We start from the raw sequence: 17061 nt of genomic DNA on the forward strand, positions 1-17061 counted from the left end.
ATGGACTAGAAGATTAGGATGCTGTAAAAGGTATTTTAATTGGCAATAGTATTTCAAAATACTATGAAGCTGACAAATTAAAGGCTGAAAAAGAAGGTATTACTACCCTCACTTCCAGTTAGAAATTCGCTATTAGTTAAGCAAAGTATTTTTGATTATGCGCTTAAAAAAGACACCTGCTACGGTGCCTTTTGGAATGAGATTAGTATTTGATTTTTAGAGTATCCCCTTCGACATAAACTCCCTCAGAACGGGAAATCGGCAGCTTTTGTTCTGCTGAGAAGCCGATCGTTTCTCCATCCCTTAAAGTGACATTCTCTTCTACAATATATCCGGAAATCGCAATCAAAAAATCACGCAGCTCGGCAGGAGATGCTTGACTGTCCAGAATTTCAATTTCATCCTTGCCAAAGGCTTTTAACCCATAAGTATATCCATCTACCCCGTTCTCCGTTCCGACCAGGCCGAAATAAACAAGATTCAGTAAAGGAAACATGTCTTCATTCTTCATGATTTCAGCCATATCCTGAAAAAGTTCAGGCTGGAATACGGTGCCACCTGTATAGATCCCTATTGCGTTAGGAAGCTTTAAACAACTGGCCGCCAGCTTAGTGTATAGCCTGCCACTGTCCAACGGGGAGCCGGAGCGGGTAAATGCAGCCAGGATGATTTGAGCTACATGCGTTTGTGTAACCTCCACGGCTTCCTTCCACAGGTAGTTTCCCTGTGCATAATGCTCAGCCTCACCATCTGGTATGGGAGCATCGACAAAACTAACCGCTAACATGCAGTCGTCCACTTCAAAGACCATGGTTCCTTCATTTGTTTCCTCGGCGTTTTCCTCTTCCGCTGCCGACGAGCAGGAGATGCCCCAATCATTCAAAAGGTTAGCTATTATCTGATCAATATCACATTCTGCAGAGTTAAGCAGAACGAATCCGTTAAAGATACCAGATCCATTGTCTTGCGTTTCCGACTCGTCCTCCATGGATTGGGTAGCTTCATATGCTGCAGCCTGCTGCATCCAGTATTCTCGGATTAATTCTACCATCTTTACAGCTTCTTGCTCTGCAGTCGCAGGGTCATAAGGTTGCATCTCGCTGAATATATGGCCACAATGTTCGGTGTCAGACGGGTCCTCATAGCCTCCGCATACGCCAAGGAGCCATTTTCCGAGCATTGCTTTTTTGTACCTAAATATGTAGTAATGCATATCATGTAAATCAAATTCTCCTGCAATTTCTATTTTCCTGGGTTGTTGCCCAAGTTCGCGTTCATCTGCAAGCCAGTCAATCATGGATTGCATTGCTGCTTGTTGTTGCTCTGTCATGAAATCTCTCCTTTATAAATAATTGATACAACAATTATACTACCAACTTTAAGGGAATGAATAGTAAATCAAGAATTTTTACCAAAAATAGGAATATGGTTTCAGTACTATATTCACTTAATTTTCAGAGTAATAAAAAAGGGATTCTACGTCAGTGACCGAAGCCCCAACAGAATCCCTAATTTTTCGATAACCTTTTTTCAATGGTTTGCATTTGTAGTTGAAATAGTAAATTTTTGTAGATATTCAGAACTAAGACTATATGAAATAATTTTCTCCTTGCACTTCTTGACTACATCAACGTGATTGTCGTAACTAAAAACAAAGAAATTAACATCCTTTTTGCCTCTTTTTACGGTCATGACAAATGGAGTAACATTAGTCTCTGGCTGTAAAAATAATTTTTCATTGCCTGGAAATATATAATGTTTTTTCAAAAATGAAGCTTTGTTAAAATAGTCTGTAAATCTATTTTTTTCTTCCTCTTCTAAATTCTTTCCATTAAATGTTACCGTAACATCTTTTGAATCAAGTTTTTTATGAAGTTCAAATTTACTTACCCCCCATGCCACAGCTATACTGGGAGGGCTCATTAACAATTTAATAATAGATCCAATCACTATCGTAACAATCAAACCTGTTGTCATACCATACCAACTCTTTCAAAAATTTTATCATTTTAGTATCATTTACTATATTACTATATTATTACCTACATTGCACATTATTTCATAAAAAATAATTGGTCATTAGGCTATATCGATGTTTAACCATCCACCTCTCAATGATAAGGGATTTATATTTTTTATAACCATCCAATTCGATGCTATTTTGACCATCCATTCACCTTAAATTTTAAATTAAACCATCAAATCTAACACTTTTTTAGTCATCCAAATGGCTATAAACTATTAAGAGCTTCTGCAAACCTTTTGATTCCTTCATCTATTGAATCTGCATCTTCCTTTGCGAAAGTAAAACGAACAAAACCATCTTTGGATCCCAGTGTAGAACCAGGAGCAAAAATGACGCCTCTTTTAATGGATTCTTCAAGCAATTGGATTTCATTATAATTTTTAAGTATTTTACACCATATATGAATACCACCTTGAGGAATAGAATATTCCACCTGATCTTTTAAATAAGTATCAAGGCTTTTTACAATTTTATCTCTCCTTTTTTCTAACTCCTTAATTAAACTTTTTATATGAATATGAAAATTTTCTGATTCTAAAAAATCATTCGCTATCCATTGTGTAAAGCTAGAATGACCGAAGTCGATTTGTTGTTTCGCATCGGATAATCTTTCAATGACCGATGTTGGGCCTATAATCCACCCTATTCTTAATCCTGATGCAACAATTTTGGACAAAGAACTAATGTATAATACGTTCCCATTCCTATCCATTGATTTAAGGGTAGAAATTTTATCTCCTGAAAAAGCTGTTAAACTATAAGGATCATCTTCTACTACTGGAATTCCAAGCTTTGAGGATATGTCTAAAATCGTTTCTTTTTTCTTTTTATTCAATAAGGAGCCCGTTGGATTTTGAAAATATGGATTTAAAAAAATCATTTTAATTCGGTGTTTTTTATATAATGACTTCAAATCTTCTGGGTTAATTCCATCCTTATCGACAGGTAAATAATGTACTTGTATACCTACCGATTTGAAAATTGGAAGATTATAATTGTAAGAAGGATCTTCTATTGCTATTGCATCACCAGGCTTTAACAAACATTGTACAATTAAATGTAGTGCTTGTTGCGCTCCTGATGTTATCAGAATTGAAGAAGGATTTGTTTCGATTCCTCGACATTTTTCCACGTGTTTTGTAATGGTATTTCTAAGGATTTCATTCCCCTGTGGATGATCGTATCCTAGGCTTCCAATAAAAGAACGTGTTGACGTTATCTCACTTAAAAAGCTTTTCGGGAAAAGTTCTTCTGACAATTCACCGGAAGCTAAATTTATTAATTTATGTTCAACTGCTTCCTTTCTTATTTTTTGCGTTACAGGTTGACTAGGTAAAAAAGAACCCGCCTCAATATACCTATTCCAGCTAGGAATCCGTTTTTTTGTTAACCCCCATATATCTTTACTAATAGTAGTACCACTTCCCCTATTTCTTTCAATTAACCCCATCGATTCTAATTCGTCATATGCATTAACGACAGTACTTCTGTTTAAATTTAAAGCACTAGCTAAATATCTCTCTGAGGGCAATGGCTTATCAGGTGGAAATGTACCATCAGCAATTCCCTTTTCAATATATTCTGCGAGTTGTTTATAGATAGCTTTTTTCGCTTTTCTATCAGGTTTCCAATCCATATATACGCACCTCATTATGTCCTTCAAATTTGCACTTTCTTCTTATAGTAGTGTAACTCCTGATAAAAAATTATATATTAATATTATTTCAATTGTAATTAACCATTCACTTTATTGTTATTTTAGCCATCCACTAAAAAAATCAAAGCTGGTGAAATTTTACTCGTCGTAAAATTTCACCAGCTTTTTAGATTTCAGAAATTGGTTTTGCCCCAACCTCTTGACTCTTACTTATGAAGAAAATAAATAGATGTCTTCGAACTAAAGTATGCTCAAGCTTGTTTCCTCTATATCAGTGATTAGCATATGACCCGGTGCATGGGTAATTATAATAGAAGGTTTACTTTCCATTGCTACTGCTTGAGGGGTTACGCCACAAGCCCAAAATACTGGTATTTCCCCTGGCTTAATGGACACAGCATCACCGAAATCTGGTTTTGAAATATCCGTAATACCTATTTGTTCTGGACTACCAATATGAATTGGTGCACCATGTACATTTGGAAAACGCGAAGTAATTTGGATAGCACGAATCGCATCCTCTGGTGTCATAGGGCGCATGCTGACAACAGTTGGTCCTTCAAACATACCAGCTTTTTCACACGCGATATTTGTTTTATACATTGGCACATTACAGTTTTCTTGAATATGTCTTATTGGAATACCTGCTTCAAGTAGAGGTGTTTCAAATGTAAAGCTACACCCTATTAAAAAACCTACCATATCCTCTTCCCAATAATCTGTAATATCTAATACTTCTTCAGTTAAAATACCATCCCGATAAATACGATATTTCGGAATGTCCTTGCGAATATCTGCATTTTTAGCAATTTTTGAAGGTATAAATGATCCAGGTTCTGTCACGTCTAATAACGGGCATGGCTTTGGATTTCGCTGACAAAATAGTAGAAAGTCAAAGGCATGCTCCTTCTTCAAAATCACTAAATTTGCTTGTGTAAACCCAATCGACATGCCAGAAGTTGGTCCAGAAATTTCTTGATTGCGAATAAGTTTACGGATTTCATTCGGCTCTAAAGCACTATATGTTGTCATCATCAATTCACTCCTAATAAATTAACCATCCATGAAAAGATGCTCATGGATGGTTGGATGTTAGATTAACTAAAAATTTTTGGAATTTCTTCAATAAATGTATTAATGCTGAGATATCCCATAATAACAACTACAATTGCTCCAGTTACAGTTAACCAACGTGGATGCTTATATGTACCAACAATTTCCTTCTTGTGTGCAGCGACTAACATAATGCCAAGTGATAATGGTAAAATCAGTGCATTTAATGCACCTACCAAAATTAACACATTAACAGGCTTTCCAACCAAGGCAAAAGTTAATGTTGAAATGACGATAAATGCTATAATTACCCAATTGTGATATTTCTCAATGTTAGGGTGGAATGAACGAATAAATGAAACGGATGTATAAGCTGCCCCTACAACAGAAGTAATTGCTGCAGCCCACATAATCATACCAAACATGCGATAACCAATATTACCGGCAGCTAGTTGGAAAACAGATGCAGGTGGATTGGCAGGATCAATAACTAAACCTTTTGAAACAACACCAAGAACCGCCAAAAATAAAGCAATACGCATTACACCAGTAATCAAAATCCCTGTCACAGAGCTTTTTGTTACTTCTGGCAAGGATTCTTGTCCTTTGATGCCAGCGTCCAAAAGGCGGTGACCACCAGCAAAAGTAATGTAACCTCCAACTGATCCACCTACCAAAGTTACAATCGCAAACCAACTAATTTCTTTAGGCCAAACGGTGTTCACAATTGCTTCTCCTACAGGTGGTGAAGTTTTAAAAGCAACGAATAGCATGAGTAAAATCATGACACCGCCAGCAATTTGCGCAACCTTGTCCATTGCCTTCCCTGCTTCTTTATAGATAAATATGAAAATTGCAAAAAGTGCACTTACAATGGCACCCATAATTGGATCTACGCCAAGCATTGCATTTAACCCTAATCCAGCTCCAGCAACGTTCCCAATATTGAATGCTAAACCACCTATAACAATCATAATTGCAAGGAGAACACCTAATCCAGGTAACACCTTATTGGCAATTTCTTGCCCTCGCAAGCCAGAAACAGCAATGATTCGCCAAACGTTTACCTGTGCGACAATATCTAGAATTAATGAAATTAAAATGACAAATCCAAAGCTAGCCGCTAATTGCTGTGTAAATACTGTCGTTTGTGTTAAAAAACCTGGTCCGATAGATGAGGTAGCCATTAAAAAGGCTGCTCCTATTAACACACTTTTACTTGCTGTTTTCTTAACAAATTTACCTTGTTTCTCTTGCTCGATTGCTGCTTCACTAATTTCCGTTTTTTTTGTTACCATTGGATTACCCCTCCTTGATTGCACGTACTGATATTTGATGTTCTGCTAATCTTGAATGAATATATTTTGCAAACTCAACAGCATGTTCCCCGTCCCCATGAATACAAATAGTGTTTGCCTGTAATGGGATTTCGATTTGTTGTTGTGACAGCACAATTCCCTCTTTCACCATTCTCACAACCTGATTCACAGCTTGTTCCTTATCGGTAATCAACGCATCAGGTTGTTTACGAGATGTTAAAGAACCATCCTTCTGATAGGTACGATCTGCAAACACTTCATGGGCTGTTTGAAGCCCTACTTTTTCTCCAGCTTTTGTTAATTCACTACCTGAGAGACCGAATAACACAAGTGAAGGTGAAATATCATAAATGGCGTGTGCGATTGCCTCAGCAATCGCTGGATTTTTAGCAGCCATATTATAAAGTGCCCCATGTGGCTTAACATGCTGCATGGTTTCATTGTAAGTCGTTAGAAAACCTTGCAATGCTCCAACTTGATAAATAACCATATCATATGCTTCCTGTGGTGTGATGTTCATCTCACGTCGTCCAAAGCCATTTAAATCCGGTAATCCTGGATGTGCCCCGATTTTCACACCATTAGCAATGGCTAGCTTAACTGTCTCTCGCATGACTGTTGGATCTCCAGCATGGAATCCACAAGCAATATTAGCTGAGGTTACATATTTTAAGATTTCTTCTTGCTCTCCAAGTCGATAACGACCAAAACTTTCCCCTAAATCACAGTTTAAATCAACTCGAAACATCTTCTTCCCCCGTTTTCTTCCCACTAAAGTAGTTATAATGAATACGTTTACAAATAATTTGTACCGATATTCGGAACTTAAGTTTTGAAATTTAAAAAAATCTTAACATATTTTATAATTACTGAAAAGTATAAATTTAAAATTTTGAGAAAGAATATTTTTTTTAAAATTTTCATTTAAATTAAACTTGTTTTTGTTTATTCTTTAAATATAATAATTAATAATCCGTTATTTAAAACCGTTATACCGAATTACGAAACTTCAGGAGATGATTTTTATGCTGAATTTAAAAGAGAATGTACATATAAGACCTTTGAGCGATTCTGCACTAGTCATACATGTAGGTGAAGGAATCAGTGAGGCAATTCACAACAAAGTTAAAAATATATTGAATTTATTAGAGAGAAATCCATTTGAAGGATTCATCGAGGTTGTGCCTGCCTATAATAATGTGACAGTTTATTACAATCCGATTGAAGTATACTTTTCAAATATAGAAAACGGAGGCGAAATGCCTTACGAAAAGGTGAAAACAACCATTCTTTCTTTACTGAACAAATCTTACATAGTTGAAACAACAAAGGAACGTGTCGTAAAAATCCCTGTAGTATATGGTGGTGAAATGGGACCAGATCTAGAATTTGTTGCCTCTTATCATGGTTTAACACCTAATGAAGTCATTAAAATTCACTCTTCTGTAGAATATCTTGTGTACATGATAGGCTTTGCTCCAGGTTTCCCGTTTATGGGAGGAATGGACAGACAAATTGCAACACCTCGTAAAGAAACTCCACGGTTATCGATTACTCCGGGATCTGTAGGAATTGCGGGAAATCAAACAGGGATTTACCCATTAGAAACTCCAGGTGGATGGCAAATCATCGGACGAACACCTTCTCGTTTGTTTCTACCTGAACAATCTCCTCCAACTTTATTACAACCGGGTGATCGAATTCAGTTTGTACCAATTTCGTTGGAAGAATATAAGAGTGATTGGGAGATGGAAACATGGGCATAAAGGTATTACAGCCAGGTATGCTGGCAACCATTCAAGACCTAGGAAGATATGGGCTACAAAAGTTTGGTGTTATCGTCGGAGGAGCAATGGATTCAATTTCCCTACGAATTGCGAATTTACTTGTTGGAAATTCGGAAGGAGAAGGAGCTCTTGAGGTGACACTTTATGGAACAACCCTTTTATTTGAAACTAATGAACTGATCTCCATTACAGGTGGCAATTTACAACCTACAATAGACGGAAAAGAAGCACCAATGTGGAGACCACTTTTTATTCAAAAAGGATCGGTTTTAAAATTTAATACTGCGATTAGTGGTTGCCGAGCCTACGTATCGTTTAGTGGCGGAATTCAAGTGCCCAAAGTGATGAGCAGTAAAAGCACCTACATACGCGCTGGAATTGGAGGATTTCAAGGAAGAAAATTGCTGAAGAATGATGTCTTTGAATTAGATAGACGATCAGAGTTAGGGGAGAATCTTTTTAAACAATTAAAAAAAGAACCAACTCACCTTTCTTGGTCAGCTGATTACACATCCTTTGTTACATTTAAAAAAACGCAAACAATCCGCTTCATAAGAGGCTCTGAATATCAGCATTTCGATGAGGAGAGTTTAAAAACATTCCTTTCAACGCCTTACACCATCACAACACAGTCAGATCGAATGGGCTATCGATTAGAAGGAGCTGCTATTCAATTAAAAGAGCCATTTGAGTTATTATCCGAAGGGGTTACATTTGGAACGATTCAAGTGCCCTCCAATGGGCAACCTATTATTTTAATGGCAGATCGTCAAACAACTGGTGGATATCCTAAAATAGCTCAAGTGATTTCTGCCGATTTACCATCATTAGCACAAATGCAAGCAAATGGTCGAGTCTATTTTAAAGAGGTCACCCTTGAAGAAGCTCAATTGGCATTAATACAGCAAGAAAGAAAACGAAATGAACTAGCATTTGGGCTCCGTTTAAAAAGGTTATAGAAGCATTAGAAGCTATTCAATCGTCCAAAATTCGATTATTTAGATAGTAATGTTTTTCCAATAAAAGTTAGCAATTTCAGCGCAAAATGGGTAATCTCAAATGACTTTTGAGACTACCCATTTTTTAAAGCTGTTCATACCCCAATTGTTTTGAAATCTCTGCGGTAGCCTTCTTAAGTTTATCGACGAAGATTTCAACGTTTTCCCCTCGATAATTGGTTTCTAGTCCCGCAATACTCATTGCTGCAACGACTTCTCCTTTATGATCGTAAATCGGTGCTGCAACAGCAGATGTATAATTTTCTAATTCTGAATGGCTGATTGTATAACCAAGTTCTCTAGCCTGCACAATCGTTTCAAAAAGCCTTTCCTTTTCCGTAATCGTCCCCATTGCAAATGATTTAAGTTCTACAGATTCGAGATATTCCTTGATGTCTGCATCCGGTAAAAAGGATAATACAGCACGAGGGCATGCCCCTGCATAAAGAGGACTTTTTCTACCAATTGCAGTGTAGAGTCGAACTTTTTGCTTCGTATCTATTTTCTCGATATAAACAGCATCGTCACCATCACGAACGATTAAATTAATTGCTTCTTTTACATCATTATGTAACTCATTCATAATTGGAGCTGCAATTTTTCGCACATCTAGGCGCATTGATACTAGATGTCCAAATTTAAGGAAGAGAATGCCTAACCTATATTTTGCATCAGTTCCCTTTTCTAAAAATTCCATTTCCTCAAAAGATTTCAACATGCGGAAAGCAGAGGTTTTAGGGATTCCTGATAACTCAATTACTTCTTGAAATGACAGTTCAGCATGATCGATAAATAGATTTAAAATATCCATTGAACGGACAACCGTTTTATTATTATTTGTCAATTTAAGTTCTCTCCCTTCTATACTAGATTTAATCTAAACATAATTTTTCTATTCTTAATTTATAATTATACCTAATATCTTACTGTTTTTATATACCCTGGCTCTTCACCAAAACGTGTGATTGATTTCCGTTCCGGCTGGGCGCTTTGTTGCTGTCGCTTCGCTTTAGCACAGATAAAACATTTGCCGCTGACGCTTCGCTGCAGGGTCTCGGGCCAACACGATGTTGGTCACGAAGGCGTGATCACAGGACGTGATGATTTTAGCCTTCGTTCCTCTATTCGCTAATCCCCAAGGTGTCGCCCAGCCTCCACTACAATCAACTTATATACAAGGTATACGTTTAACAAATGTCATCCACAACTTTTGGTGATGAGCCTATACCCTGTAAATCAGGTTAGTAAAGGAATAAAAAACAGGAGCAGAGAATGGTTGCTTTGCTTCCATACTCTTTACCCCTGCTTGTTATTCTTATTTAAACTCTGACGTTTTTCCTTCAATAAAATCACTCCTATCAAACCAACGATGGAGAAGATAACCGGCGTGATGAAACCATAGTAATATCCATCAAAGAGATTTCCTGAAGTTGATTGAAAATGGTCCAATATATATCCAAAAATGATGGGTAGCAACACAGCACTTAGAAAGCCTCCCGTATTCGCAATCCCTGAAACAATTCCTGATTCCTCCAGTTTAAAAGATTGACGTACAGCCGCAAACGTTAATGCACTTGCTCCATATCCAAAACCAATGATAAAGAAAATAATAATTAGAAAGACAAAGGAAGGATGCCCATTACATAAAAGGAAAGAAAACCACCCTAATAAAACAATGATATGAACGACAATATAAGGTCTTTTAATTGTTTCTAACCGATTTGAAATCCAACTAGCTAAAGGTGCCCCAATAAGTGCCCCGATAAGACCGATCATAATCAGTTGGCTTGCATCTGAACGAGTCATTTCATACATATTCATCCCATATGGTACTGCCCACGAACTGATAAACCCTACATAACCGCCGACTACCCCAAAATGGCAAAAGAATAGCGCCCACGCTTGCGGATTTGAAAATATTCTTCGTAGTAAAACTGACGTTTTTTCACGTTGCACTTCTGCTGTATCAGCTACTTGCTCATCCCCAAAAATTTGTTTTGTTTTTTTTACAAGTACAAAATAAAGGAGAATACCACATAAACATAAGAGTAGTCCTACTGAGAAAAATGTTACCCTCCAACCAAATAAGAGTATCCACGTGGAGAAAGGTACTGTCGCCAATAAGAAACCAAGACTTCCTGTCATGCCCGCCAGGCCAATTAATTGAACAAATTCCTTTGGTTGAAACCATTGGGCCAAAATTAGCACCATGTTAACCCATATGGTCGCATCCCCTACCCCAGTTAGTATTCTGGCAAAAAACAGGACAAATTCATGTGTACCCATACTATAAATAATTGTACCTAAACCTGTAAGAGTAGCACCAATAATTAGAAAAAAGTTCGGCCCAAATCGATTAGCTAAAATCCCCATCGGAATTTGCAAACTCGTGTAGACAAAAAATTGTATACTCGTCAATAACCCAATCGTTGATGCCGTTACATTAAAATCTCGCATCAATTGCTCTGTAATCAGTCCTGGAGCGGTTCGTTGACTCGCCATTAACAAATAAGTAAATAATACGGAAACAAAAACAACCCATCTATATCTGCTATTTTGTTTGTCCAATGATTTCTACTCCTATTAGCTTTTTACTATATATATATGAATTACGAGTAACGTTAAAAACCTGTTTTTCAAAGTAGTTTTATGGTTTGAATTCGGTTGAAAATGCTTTTAGATCTCAATTTTCAATATAAAGCTTAAATTCTTTTTGAAATTTAACACGTCTCCCGACACTTTTATTAACATACTTAGAATCTAAAAAAACAGATACTTCCTTTTCTCGGTCCAACCCACTAAACTGATTCACATAAGGTTGTGAAGTAAGCCGGTTTCCTCATACGAATTCAAAGATTCCAGCGCCCAGACGACTTTCCTTCACTTCTACTATAAAAAAATAGTAGCACAAACCATGGCCTTGGTTTGTACTACTAATGTTAGTGTGTTTCCGGGGGGCGTTCAGCCGGAACGGAAATCAATGAGCATTCTAAAATCAATACGCTCTTTAATCAAATGTCATCCCCGACTTTTGGTGATGAACCACAATTCAACACCTTTGTAGTTAATTGTTGAAAAACCGAGATAGCTGTATATAGGAATTACTCAAACAAAAACGTAGCAGAAATGACTTGGCAATAATCGCCCACTGTCTTTCTGACTACGTTTTTTTGAATGTTCTTCATGCACAATTTTTTTATTATTTTTTTACGACTAGCACTAAACACCGTTAGATAGATGCTTCTGTTAGCCAATTTTCGATGAATGGATGGATTTCGTTAATTGCTTTTCGGCCAGTTACAACAGATACGTGACCTGTATTTACATAATGAAGTGTTTTATTTTTACTTGAAACTTTGTCATTGAGCGGCTCAATTTGTTGTGGTAGAACAATATTGTCACGCGTTGCGACAATATTTAACAAATTGGCTTTGATTTTGGAAAGCTCAACCTTGTGTCCACGGATATAGAGCTCATCTCTAATCAACTTATTTTCTTGATAAAATTCACTAATCCACTGTCTGTATGATTCACCAGGGAACGGAATCCCATCGTTAAGCCATTTTTGCATAAGCTTCCAGTTTAATACGAAATCTTCATTCTCTACTCGATCTGCAAGACTGATGTATGGGCCGTAAACATTCGAAATTGGATTTAGCAGTTTATTGCCATAATCAATCATTTCGAATGGTACATTGCCAAGTGTATCGACTAACTGATCTAAATTGAAGTATCGCTTATCCAACCAATTTGAATAATGTCCAGCATCTTCAAAATCAATTGGACTCGTCAATAAAATAAGATTTCGAATCGGCAAGTGCGGATGAAGTGCAGTAAAAATAGCTGTCATTGTCCCACCCATGCAATAGCCAAGAAGTGAGATCTCTTTTGCCGCAGAAGTATGAAGCACCTTTTTTACAGCACGCGGTATATAATCCAATATATAATCATCTAGTTTCATGTGTCGGTCTTCATGACCAGCTGTTCCCCAATCTAACAAGTAGACATCATGTCCCTGATTTGTTAAATGCTCGATTAAGCTGTTGCCCGGATAAAGATCCAATATATATGGTTTATTAATCAGGGCATAGATCATCAGAATCGGAACTTTATTCGTTTTCTTTAATGCAGGCTGATAACGATATAACTTTGTTTTGTTTTTTGTCCAGACTACTTCTTTAGGTGTCTGGCCAACTTTGGGTTCAGGTTCCCTTGTAATGACTTCTGTCAAACGTCTGAAACGATTAAAACTTTTCTTAGAATCTCCTTGCATTTGATTGATCCAATCTTCTAATTCTTGCGTACCAAGATTCATCATGCGACCCCTCCTTCAGTATCGTTCACCCATAAAAAGAGCTTCTCTAGGAAGCTCTTACCATTAGTTACATATACAATCCGCCGTTTACATTGATTTCTTGACCGGTAATATAACTCGACTTTATGAGGAATAGAACCGTATCAGCAACCTCATCAGTTTGCCCTAAACGTCGCATTGGCACTTTAGCAATTATAGATTCCTTCACATTTTCTGGCATCGCCAAAACCATCTCTGTCTCAATGAAACCTGGGCAAATTGCATTTACAGTAATACCATTCTTTGCAGTCTCCAGCGCTAGTGATTTTGTAAAGCCCAGTAATCCAGCTTTCGAAGCCGAATAGTTTGTTTGACCGAAACCACCAGATTGACCGATAATTGAACTGATATTGATAATTCGTCCATATTTCTGTTCGAGCATATGATTGATTACTTCAGATGTCGTCTTAAATACACTATTTAAATTGACATTAATTACTTCTTCCCATTCTTCAATCGACATCTTTCGGAATGTTTTATCTCTTGTAATTCCAGCATTATTGATGAGAATATCAATTTGGCCGTAACGTTCTAAGACTTCCTCAATAAATTTATGGACATTATCTGCCACCATTACATCTGCTTTAAATGCAAATGCAGTGCCACCCTCTTGTTCAATTTCGTGAACAATGTCATCTGCTTTTCCCGAACTACTTTGATAGTTAATCGCAACTAGTGCTCCATTTCTTGCTAATACCTTAGCAATTTCTGCACCAATACCACGTGACCCACCTGTGACAACTGCTACTTTTCCTTCAAGAGGCTTTACATATTCAGCTGGTTCTAAAACATTTGGTTGCAAATGTACCATAATTGAAATCACTCCTAATTCGTAAATGTTTAAAAAAATGAGAATTAAGTATTATTTCTTTGTGTTTGTATCCTCTGATGTTGATTGTGGTGTCGCCTTTGCCTCAGGCTGTGTTGCTTCAGTTTTCGTTGCAACGATGACTTCACCTATTTGTATTTTTTTATCCAGTTCTGTTAAAGCTTCTAACACCTTGTCGAATTTCTTCTCCAAGTTACCAACAGAACGTTTTAATTGGTTAATCTCTTTTGTCACTGTTTCACTATTTTCATAGAGTTGATGATCAATATCATCGATTTTATCTTCTAGGTTGATGACAAGTGAGGCAACATTTGCGACTTCATCTCGTGTAGGAATATTTGCTTGTTTGAAATAAGCTTCTGTAAAATTACTGATCATTTTATGATATTGCAAATAACTAGATTGGATTTTGCCTAACCCTTCAGAGAAGGATTCTTTTCCAAGTGTATCCTGAATAACGTCATGCCATGCCTTTTCAGTATGTTCGTACATATCCTTCCACATCGTAAAAGGTTCAAATGGAATTTTTTGAGTCAATGAATATCACCTCCTTAAATGAACTACCGTTGAGATCATAACATATATTTTCTATTTTTACAGATTTTTTACTTTTATTTTACAAAAAATTCAAAATATTATTCTTTATGGCTCATCACCAAAAGTTGTGGATGACATTAGTTAAAACGTATGCTATGTATAAAAGTTGATTGGAGTTGAGGCTGGGCGACTCATCGGACGCTCCCAGGAAGCTTTGCTCTGTGCGAAAGCGTAGTGCTAACGTAGCGGCAGCAACAAAATGTTTTATCTGCGCGAAAGCGAAGCGGCAGCGACAAAATGTTTTATCTGCGCGAAAGCGAAGCGGCAGCGATAAAAGCGCACAGCCGGAACGGAAATCAACCACACGTTTTGGTGATGAACCTTCTTTATGCCTCTAATAAATTGGAAGTCTCATTATAAAATTACCTCATGAAACATTTTACAATCTACACCAAAGTACATGTTTATGTTTCTCTTTATATATTTATGAAAGTAAATTTAAATCTATGATGATTCTCTTTAAAATCAGTTCTTTTGGTGGGTATATAATCTAAGATTTACTATTTTTCTTTTATTAATTGCTTTAATTAGCAGTCGAGTACTACATTACACATTTATAAAAATAGAAAACCCTTCATTATTTTATAATAATTTACCTCAGATTCCTAAAGTTGACAATTAAAACAGATAGGTGTAATTTACATGTATAAGTATTTTTATATTAGGTAGGTGGATAACGATGGAACATAAACCAGAAAAAGCAAAAAAAAGTAAAACAACAAGTATGGGTACGCCTAAAAATTTTCTTGTACCAATCATGTTGTTACATTTACGTGATTGGAATAGCCATGGCTATGAATTAATGGAGAAAATCATGCAATTTGGGATTGAATCAGTAGACCAAGGGAATTTTTACCGCTTGCTGCGACAACTTGAGAAAGATGCATTAGTAACATCCGAGTGGGATGTTACATCAGGTGGTCCAGCAAAGCGGATTTACTCAATTACAGAAGCCGGTGAACAATATTTGGAAATGTGGGCAGGATCTTTAAGCCATTATCAAAAAATGTTGGATCAGTTTTTCAATTTGTATAATCCCTTTTTCTCCCCTTTTAGATCTGCTTCTCAAACGAAGAATGATGACGACTAACGATAGGATGTTATGCAAAAATTTGCATTCATTATACATTTCATGAGTTTATGGAACCATGTTAAAGGAGGAATTATTAATGGCAACGGTACAAGACAAACAATTTGTAAACCAGGTGGATATGATTTGGGATGGTTGGCTAAACAACCTTAAAGCTGTGCAAAATTTCCAAGAAGATCTGCAACAAAAAGCACTACAAGCATTCTCTTACCAAAAGGAACTGCTCAATTTTTCAGTAAAGACATTGAACACAATGGAAGAAGAGTCTAAAAAAGTTACAAAGGATTGGAACGAGAAAGTACTAAGCAAAGTAGAGCAAAGTAGAATTAACCAAGGTGAGCAAGTTTCCGAATGGTTGAACAATATTCAAGATGTTACAGAAAGAGTCCAATTACTTTCATGGAGTCCGAGCCATGCAATGTTGGATTTGTTCATTGAATCACAAAAACAATTAGAAGCGACTATGAAAAAAGCGCTGGAAAGCCAACAAAAAGATCGTACTGAAAATTTTAAGAAAATAGAAGAATTAACTGAACAAATGAAAGCAACTCATAAAGGGATATTAAAGCTTACTAAGTCTTAAAATTCCCTATTGAGTTAACCCCTTTCTACAACATGAATATGGAGGTTTTAAGAAAGTGCCTAACTACGAAGAGATCCATATAGGCGATAAGGCTAGTTTTACAAAAACTATTTCCGAATCAGATGTCTATCAATTTGCAGGAATAACAGGTGACTTTAACCCAGTCCATGTGAATTCTGAGTATGCAAATCAAACCATTTTTAAGGAACGTGTTGTACACGGAATCCTTACAGCTGGTTTCATCTCAGCAGTACTAGGGACGAAACTCCCTGGAACAGATACAATTTATTTATCACAAAAAGTGGATTTTAAAGCGCCTGTCAAAATTGGAGACACCGTCACGGCTGAAGTCGAAGTCTTAGAGAAAAAAGACCGAAAAAAAATAATTCGCCTACGCACAATTGTCAAAAACCAATTGGATGAAATTGTCGTAGATGGAGAAGCAGTTGTTATGAAATGATTAAACAAAAGTAGACGATTATGTTCCAAGTTTGAGCTGGCACAATCGTCTACTTTTTTGTCGCAATTAACTTCAATTTTCTTCAACCACTAAATTTATATAATATCAGGAGTGTTGTTTAACCAATTTTCCCCACTACTACTAAAGTAGTAAGTTGATTTCCGCTACGGGTTACTCGCTTTCCGCAGGCAAGCATCGAGCCGCTTCCTTCACTACCATGTCTCAGACCGAATCACGCTCGAAATAGCTACGGAAACGATTGAAAAACTGATCCGCAATAAGCGCGCTCAGCTTCATCCAGAGGCCTT

General features: G+C 36.8%; 16 protein-coding genes. 5 read left to right on the plus strand and 11 right to left on the minus strand.

The window, feature by feature from the left end:
• Positions 1–202 precede the first annotated feature (202 nt).
• The 6 genes from ACQKMV_RS18310 to ACQKMV_RS18335 form a co-directional block, all read right to left on the minus strand.
• Positions 203–1330 carry a DUF4261 domain-containing protein gene (locus tag ACQKMV_RS18310; protein ID WP_427505660.1) on the minus strand — a complete coding sequence of 376 codons (1128 nt, stop codon included), beginning with the start codon at positions 1328–1330 and terminating at the stop codon, positions 203–205.
• 200 nt (positions 1331–1530) lie between these two features.
• Entirely contained in the window at positions 1531–1977 is a 447-nt protein-coding gene (locus ACQKMV_RS18315; RefSeq protein WP_427505662.1) for a YfmQ family protein, read from the minus strand.
• Positions 1978–2231: 254 nt separating this feature from the next.
• The gene (locus ACQKMV_RS18320) at positions 2232–3662 is read right to left on the minus strand and encodes a PLP-dependent aminotransferase family protein (protein WP_427505664.1); all 1431 of its coding nucleotides are present in this window, start codon (positions 3660–3662) and stop codon (positions 2232–2234) included.
• 261 nt (positions 3663–3923) lie between these two features.
• The gene (locus ACQKMV_RS18325; protein WP_427505666.1) at positions 3924–4715 is read right to left on the minus strand and encodes a putative hydro-lyase; all 792 of its coding nucleotides are present in this window, start codon (positions 4713–4715) and stop codon (positions 3924–3926) included.
• 65 nt (positions 4716–4780) lie between these two features.
• On the minus strand, positions 4781–6034 hold the full coding sequence (locus tag ACQKMV_RS18330) for an NRAMP family divalent metal transporter (protein ID WP_427505668.1): 1254 nt from the start codon (positions 6032–6034) through the stop codon (positions 4781–4783).
• A 4-nt stretch (positions 6035–6038) separates the two neighbouring features.
• The gene (locus ACQKMV_RS18335; protein ID WP_427505670.1) at positions 6039–6803 is read right to left on the minus strand and encodes a LamB/YcsF family protein; all 765 of its coding nucleotides are present in this window, start codon (positions 6801–6803) and stop codon (positions 6039–6041) included.
• A gap of 277 nt (positions 6804–7080) precedes the next feature.
• Between ACQKMV_RS18335 and pxpB the strand changes: the two genes are divergently transcribed.
• On the plus strand, positions 7081–7821 hold the full coding sequence (gene pxpB, locus ACQKMV_RS18340; protein WP_427505671.1) for a 5-oxoprolinase subunit PxpB: 741 nt from the start codon (positions 7081–7083) through the stop codon (positions 7819–7821).
• Entirely contained in the window at positions 7812–8801 is a 990-nt protein-coding gene (locus ACQKMV_RS18345; protein WP_427505672.1) for a biotin-dependent carboxyltransferase family protein, read from the plus strand. Before pxpB ends, ACQKMV_RS18345 begins: the two co-directional genes overlap by 10 nt.
• Before the next feature lie 124 nt (positions 8802–8925).
• Here the strand turns inward: ACQKMV_RS18345 and ACQKMV_RS18350 are convergent, their stop codons facing one another.
• From ACQKMV_RS18350 to ACQKMV_RS18370, 5 genes are all read right to left on the minus strand, one after another.
• Positions 8926–9684, minus strand: coding sequence for an IclR family transcriptional regulator (locus tag ACQKMV_RS18350; RefSeq protein WP_427505673.1), 759 nt, complete (start codon positions 9682–9684; stop codon positions 8926–8928).
• 452 nt (positions 9685–10136) lie between these two features.
• Positions 10137–11408, minus strand: a complete 1272-nt coding sequence (locus ACQKMV_RS18355; RefSeq protein ID WP_427505674.1) for an MFS transporter — start codon at positions 11406–11408, stop codon at positions 10137–10139.
• A 661-nt stretch (positions 11409–12069) separates the two neighbouring features.
• Positions 12070–13158 carry a class III poly(R)-hydroxyalkanoic acid synthase subunit PhaC gene (gene phaC / locus ACQKMV_RS18360; RefSeq protein ID WP_423474251.1) on the minus strand — a complete coding sequence of 363 codons (1089 nt, stop codon included), beginning with the start codon at positions 13156–13158 and terminating at the stop codon, positions 12070–12072.
• 64 nt (positions 13159–13222) lie between these two features.
• On the minus strand, positions 13223–14005 hold the full coding sequence (gene fabG / locus ACQKMV_RS18365; RefSeq protein ID WP_368635717.1) for a 3-oxoacyl-[acyl-carrier-protein] reductase: 783 nt from the start codon (positions 14003–14005) through the stop codon (positions 13223–13225).
• 51 nt (positions 14006–14056) lie between these two features.
• Complete coding sequence (locus ACQKMV_RS18370) at positions 14057–14560, minus strand: polyhydroxyalkanoate biosynthesis repressor PhaR (RefSeq protein WP_402984489.1); 504 nt, start codon at positions 14558–14560, stop codon at positions 14057–14059.
• Positions 14561–15299: 739 nt separating this feature from the next.
• Here ACQKMV_RS18370 and phaQ point away from each other — a divergent pair.
• From phaQ to ACQKMV_RS18385, 3 genes are all read left to right on the plus strand, one after another.
• Positions 15300–15710, plus strand: a complete 411-nt coding sequence (gene phaQ / locus ACQKMV_RS18375; protein ID WP_368635714.1) for a poly-beta-hydroxybutyrate-responsive repressor — start codon at positions 15300–15302, stop codon at positions 15708–15710.
• Positions 15711–15789: 79 nt separating this feature from the next.
• A complete protein-coding gene (locus ACQKMV_RS18380) occupies positions 15790–16293 on the plus strand; it encodes a hypothetical protein (RefSeq protein ID WP_402984486.1) in 504 nt (167 codons plus the stop codon).
• A 55-nt stretch (positions 16294–16348) separates the two neighbouring features.
• A complete protein-coding gene (locus tag ACQKMV_RS18385) occupies positions 16349–16753 on the plus strand; it encodes a MaoC family dehydratase (protein WP_368635712.1) in 405 nt (134 codons plus the stop codon).
• The last annotated feature ends 308 nt before the right edge of the window (positions 16754–17061 follow it).

The sequence above is a fragment of the Lysinibacillus sp. NPDC094403 genome (assembly GCF_050278745.1).
GTDB lineage: Bacteria > Bacillota > Bacilli > Bacillales_A > Planococcaceae > Lysinibacillus.